2 protein-coding genes and 1 tRNA gene are annotated in these 6,532 nt (G+C 65.8%); all 3 read left to right on the forward strand.

Features of this window, described 5'->3' with window-relative positions:
• Nucleotides 1-49: 49 nt before the first annotated feature.
• A tRNA-Glu gene (locus IP68_RS15785) sits at nucleotides 50-124 on the forward strand.
• Nucleotides 125-443: 319 nt separating this feature from the next.
• Nucleotides 444-2,552: an autotransporter assembly complex family protein gene (locus IP68_RS15790; protein WP_054135975.1), complete on the forward strand. Its 2,109-nt coding sequence runs from the start codon at nucleotides 444-446 to the stop codon at nucleotides 2,550-2,552.
• On the forward strand, nucleotides 2,552-6,532 hold a 3,981-nt coding region (locus IP68_RS15795; RefSeq protein ID WP_054135976.1), incomplete at its 3' end, for a translocation/assembly module TamB domain-containing protein. The genes IP68_RS15790 and IP68_RS15795, both read left to right, overlap by 1 nt.

Raw genomic sequence — 6,532 nt, forward strand, 5'->3', positions numbered from 1 at the left:
GCTTGACTGCCCAGCCGCGAATCCCTAATGGGGCGCTTCCCGCGAAGATGGCCCCTTCGTCTAGCGGTTAGGACGCGGCCCTTTCACGGCTGAAACACGGGTTCGATTCCCGTAGGGGTCACCATCCTTTTGAGGATGTCGATCAATTCCGGGACCTTCCATAGGTCTAGAATTTCCGAGCACTGCAGGATCGCATGATCCTGTGTGGGCAGCGTGCGTGAGACATCTGCGCGCCGCACCACGGGCACGTTGCGTCCGGTTCGCATCCAGCCCGACAAACTTTCTAACCTATGTGCGTGAACCATTTGCCTGGCTGGCGCGTAGAGCTGCGGGGGACGTTCATGCCAGGCGCCCGGAATTCAGGATTTTAGATGTTTCTGCGCCTATGCTCGGTTTGTTGCGTCCTTTTGCCGACACTTTGCGATACCCCGGCGGCCATCGCCATGCAGCGGACCGCACAAGCTCCTCCGCCCGCGCCCGAGAATGAGACAGGCGAATCTCCGATCATCACCGACGAAGAGTTCGACGCGACCATTCCGTCGATCGATCCCGATGCGCCGATGGGGACGATCGAGGATTGGGACGCCGAGCAGGCACGCCTCGACTCCCAGGCGCCCGCGCTTGGCCAGACCGGCGATGCGACCGTCGGGGGATATCTGCTGACCGCGCCATTGGCCGATGACCCCGAGCTTGCCGCGCCACTAGGCCCGCTGGAGAGCTTCGATGTCGAGCCGTTCGATGAAAGCCGCTACACCGAGGCAGACGACGACGCTGCCCGCGCGGTACGTTACAGCTACCGGATCGACGGCCTGGACGCACTCGATGCAGCAGATGAAGCCAACCCCGAGCCCGATGGCGCAGGTTCGATCCGCGCGCGGTTTGGCGAGCTGTCCGCGCTCGACGATGGCGATGGCAAGGCGAGCAACGGTGCGATGGTTTCGGCGCGGATGCTCGAGGACCAGCAGCTCCTCGCCGACCTGCTGATCGGCCAGTGCTATTTCGACGCAACCGTGAACGGCGCGATCGAATTTGCCGAAAGCGGCACCACCGGGCCGATGATGGTCGTGCTCACCGCCAGTCCCGGCCCCTGCTATCGCCTCGGCACGATCACCTTCAACGCGCCGCCGGTCGAGCCTGCCGATCTGATCGCGCACAATTTCGTTCCCGCCACCGGTGAGCCGATCGATGCCGAGCGCATTCTCGCGGCAGAGGCCAATATCGCAGTCGCCATGCCGCAGCAGGGCTATCCGTTTGCCAAGGTCGGCCAGCGCGACATCCTGCTCGATCCCGAGAGCGTAACCGGCGATTACACGCTTCCCGTCACCCCTGGCGCGCGCAGCAGCTTTGGCGATATCGTCACCAGCGGATCGACCGTGTTCGAGGCTGACCACATCGCCAAGCTTGCCCGCTTCGACAAGGGCGACCTTTACGACAGCCGACTGGTCGACGATCTGCGCAAGGCGCTGGTGGCCACGGGGCTGTATTCGGTGGTCGCCGTGCAGCCCGAGCCTTCGGGCACAGCAGCGCCCGACGGAACCCGATATGCCGATCTCAAGGTCGATCAGGAGGCTGGCCCCGCGCGCACGCTCGCGGCCAATGCCGGTTATGGCACTGGCCAGGGCATCCGCGCGCAGGGCAGCTGGACCCATCGCAACCTCTTCCCGCCCGAAGGCGCGCTGATCGCCAGCATTACCGCAGGCACGCAGGAACAGGGCGCATCGGCGACCTTCCGCAGATCGAACGCCGGACGCCGCGACCGTGCGGTCGAACTGAGCCTGTCGGCGCTGCGCAGCGACTTTGCAGCGTATGAATCCTTCACCGGGCGGTTGGCGGGGCGTGTGTCTTATTACAGCACGCCGATCTGGCAGAAGCGGCTGACCTACAGCTATGGCTTCGAGCTGCTGGGCACCAACGAGCAGGATTACAACTTCACCCTCGGCCAGCGCGACCGGCGGACCTATTATGTCGCTGCGCTGCCGGGCCAGATCACCTGGGATCGTTCGAACGATCTGCTTGACCCGACCAGCGGCTTCCGGCTCTCGGCGCAGGTTTCGCCCGAGGCCTCGCTTGGCAGCGGAACGCTGTTCTATGGCCGCGGGCTGCTCGAGGGCACCGGCTATTACCCGGTGGGCGACAACATCGTGATTGCCGGACGCGCACGGGTGGGGTCGATCTTTGGCGCCGACCGCCCAGACATCGCGCCCTCGCGGCGATATTACGCAGGCGGCGGCGGGTCGGTCCGCGGCTTCGGCTATCAGGAACTGGGTCCCAAGGACCCCGACAACCGTCCGATCGGCGGGCGCAGCCTGGTCGAGGCGGCGGCGGAAATCCGCTATCGCTTCGGCAATTACGGGATCGTTGGCTTTGTCGACGCAGGGCAGGTTTCGACCAGCTCGACCCCGGGGTTTGACGACCTTCGCTATGGCGTCGGGATCGGCGGGCGTTTCTATACCAATTTCGGGCCGATGCGGCTCGATGTCGCAACCCCGATCGCCCGGCGCCCCGGCGAATCCCGCGTCGCGGTCTATATCTCTATCGGTCAGGCCTTCTGATGGCCGACGCAATCGATACCGCCGCCGAACCCGTGGCCGAGCCGGTGCAGACCGAACACCCACTAAAATCCTGGCCGCGCCGCATCGCCATCGGTGTCGCGGTGCTGCTGGGCACGATCCTGGCGCTGCTCACGATCGGCTATGTCTGGCTGGATAGCAGCAGCGGAAAGCGTTTCGTTGCCAAGCAGATTGCCGGGATGGAGTTCGAGAATGGACTCAACATCGGCATCGGCAGGATCGAAGGTTCGCTGTACGGGCAGATGCGAATCCGCGACCTGACTTTGCGCGATCCGCAGGGCGTTTTTGCTTCCTCGCCACTGGTCGAGGTCAACTGGCGCCCATTTGCCTTTGCACGCAGCCATGTCGATATCCGCTCGCTGGTTGTGCCGCAGATGCGCCTGCGCCGCCTGCCCGCGTTCAATGAGACCCCGCCCACCGACGAGCCGCTGCTGCCCGATCTGGACATCGACATCGCCCGGCTGGACCTCCGCCGCATCGACATCGATCCGGCAGTGACAGGCCAGCGCCATCGCGCATCCCTCGAAGGCAAGGTCCACATTGCCGACCGCACCGCCGTGGTCAGCGCGCGCGCGGCGACGCAGGCAGGCACCGGATTTGCAGGCGGCGAGACGATGACGCTCGATCTGCGCGCGGTTCCGGAAACCAACACGCTCGACCTGGCTTTCAATCTCGACGCCCCGGCGCAAGGCCTGATCGCCGGATTGACCGGCGTTGCCCAGCCGATGCGCGTCGATCTGCGCGGCAAGGGTGACTGGGACGCATGGAACGGTGCGCTGGGCGGCACGCTGGGCGGGCAGTCGCTCGCCGATGTCGTGCTCACCTCGCGCAAGGGTACCTTCACCGCGCGCGGCAAGATGCGCCCTGCCCTGCTGCTCGCAGCCCAGCCCGGCGCGCTGCTCGAGCCCGAAACGACGATCGACATCACCACCACCGCCAACGAGCGGCAGTTCGATATCGCGGCCAAAATCGGCAACGCCAATTTCGCGTTCGATGCCGATGGTCTGGTCGATCTGGGGACAAGCCAGATGCGCGATCTGCAGGTGGCCTTCCGCCTGCTGCAGCCCGGAACGATCGCCGAAAATCTTAGCGGTGCGGGGATTGCGGCCAATCTCACGCTCAACGGCGGGTTTGCATCCCCGCAGATCGGCTATGACATCACCGCCGCGCGGCTGGGCTTCAACGATATTTCGGTGATCGGCCTGACCGCGACCGGCGCGGCGCGGCTTGATGCCGACGCCTGGATGATCCCGGTCAGCGCACGCGCACGCCGGATCGCTGGGCTCAACGCTGCCGCAGGTGGCCTGCTCGAAAACGTCCGTCTCGACGGCGACCTTGCTTATTCGAACGCCCGGCTGATGTCCGACAACCTCAAAATCCGGTCCAGCCGCATCGATGCAACGGCGGTGATCCTCGCCGATCTCAATACCGGGCTGTATACCGGCGCGCTCAATGGCCGCGTAAACGGCTACCGCGTAGAGAGCGTGGGCATCTTCAACGTCGCGACAGATATCGATCTGGAAACAACCGGCAATGGCGGTTTCCGCCTCGCGGGCAAGATTTCGGCGCGATCCAGCCAGATCCTCAACGATGGCCTGCGCGAGTTCCTGGGCGGCAATTCTCTGATCAACGCCGATGTCAGCTATGGCAGCGACGGCATCGGCCGGGTCACAAGGCTGACCGTGGCAGCGCCGGCATTCAGGCTTTCCGAAGGCCGGGGCGCCTATTCCACCGACGGCCAGATCCGCTTCGACGCGCGCGGTTCATCCAACCAATATGGCCCGCTGACCGTCGCGGTGACAGGGACGGTGACACGACCCGTCGCGACCGTGACAGCCGCGCGGCCCGGGCTGGGCATAGGCATGTCCAACGTCATCGCCACCATTCGCGGAGACGGCAACAGCTATGCGGTGACCGGCAATGGCGACACCGATTACGGCGCGTTTGCTGCCGATGTGAACGTCTTCACGGCACGCGGACCGCTCGAGATCGCGGTAAACCCGGGCACCCGCTTTGCCGATATCGGCATCACCGGCAGGGTCCGCCAGACCAGCGCCGGACCCTTCGCAGGCCTGCTCATAGCCGATGGCGCCGGAGTGTCGGGCAATGTCGACCTCTCCGCCGCGGGTGCCTATCAGCGCGCGGTGCTGGCGTTGAACGCCCGCGATGCGCGGCTTCCCGGGCCCGCAGGCGTGGTCATCGGCCGCGCGATCATCGCAGCCGACATGGTGATGACCGAAAAGCCGCAGATCGTCGCCGATGTCCAGCTCGCGGGCACTAGAATGGGCCAACTGCAGATCGCCGCCGCGCGCGCCAAGATCGATTATCGCAACGGCCAGGGCAGCGCCCGGGTGATGGCGGAAGGGCGCAACAGCTTTCCGTTCCGCTTTGCCGCCAATGCGGTTCTGCAACCCAAGCTGTGGCGCGTCGCGCTTGATGGCCGTGCCAACGGCATCGACTTCAAGACCCGCAACCCGGCGCGGATCATTCCCGAGGCCGCACAGTACCGGCTGATGCCTACCACCATCGATCTGTCACGCGGCACAATCCAGCTCGCAGGCCGCTATGGCGCAGGCATGGATATCGGAGCGCGGCTTGCCGAGGTCGATCTGGCGCTGATCAACCCGATCATGCCCGGACTGGGCCTGGGCGGAACGGCCTCGGGCAGCCTGGATTTCCGCCAGACGAATCCCAACAGCTTCCCCGAGGCCGATGCCCGGCTGACGATCGACAATTTCACCCGCACCAGCCTGGCTTCGGTTTCGCAACCGGTGGACATGAGCGTGGTCGGGACGCTGCAGCCCGATGGCGGCAATGCCCGCGCGATCATCAGGCGGCGTGGTGCGGTGATCGGCCGCATGCAGGTCGCGCTCACCCCGCTCGCCGCTGGCGCCGGCAGCTGGACCACCCGGCTGCTTGCCGCTCCGCTGAGCGGCGGTCTGCGCTACAATGGACCTGCCGACACCCTGTTCTCCCTCGCCGCGCTTCCCGACCAAAGCCTGTCGGGCGCGATCGGCGTGGCTGCGGACTTCACGGGCCGAGTCCAGCAGCCGCAGCTGCGCGGCATCGTGCGCGCCAACAACCTCACGTACGAAAACGAACAATACGGCACCCGGCTGACCAACATGCGGCTGCGCGGCAGCTTCACCGGCGACCGGCTGCAGGTCGAACAGCTGACAGCGCGTGCCGGCAGCGGCACGATCAGCGGCGAAGGCTTCGTCTCGCTGAGCTCGGCGCAGGGCTTTCCGGTGCAGCTCGCGCTCAATCTCGACAATGCGCGACTGGCAGATGGCAGCGGCCTAGCCGCGACCGCCACCGGACAGCTCAGCATCATCAACAGCGCGACCCAGCCAGCGCTGATCTCGGGCACCATCCGGCTGCCCGAGACCCGCTACCGCATCGTGCGCCAGGGTTCGGTGCAGGTCGCCAAGCTCACCGGCGTCAGGCGCAAGCCGGCGTTGGGCCGTGCACGGATCACCGGCGACCCCGATCCCATTTCGGGCGTACCCAGCGACTGGCGGCTTGACGTCAAGCTGGTCGCGGACAATCAGGTCTATGTCTCGGGAATGGGGCTGGATTCCGAATGGGCGGCGGACATCCGCATCACCGGAACGACGGGCAATCCGCGGATCACCGGCGGTATCGATCTGGTGCGCGGCACGCTGGGCTTTGCCGGGCGCTCGTTCGATCTGGAAGAGGGCCGCCTGCGGTTCAACGGCGGCAGCGCCACCAATCCGGTGATCAATCTGCGCGCCAGCGGCGAAGCGGGCGATGTCACGGTGAACATCAACGTATCGGGCACCGGCGAGAATCCAGACATCGCGTTCTCCTCGACGCCCGCGCTCCCGCAGGACGAGGTCATGGCGCGCATCCTGTTCGGCAATTCGATCGGCGAGCTGACCCCGATCCAGGCGGTGCAGCTCGCCGCCTCGCTCAACAGCCTGCGCGGCGGCACCGGCGGG

The organism is Blastomonas sp. AAP25, assembly GCF_001295965.1.
GTDB classification, from domain to species: domain Bacteria; phylum Pseudomonadota; class Alphaproteobacteria; order Sphingomonadales; family Sphingomonadaceae; genus Blastomonas; species Blastomonas fulva.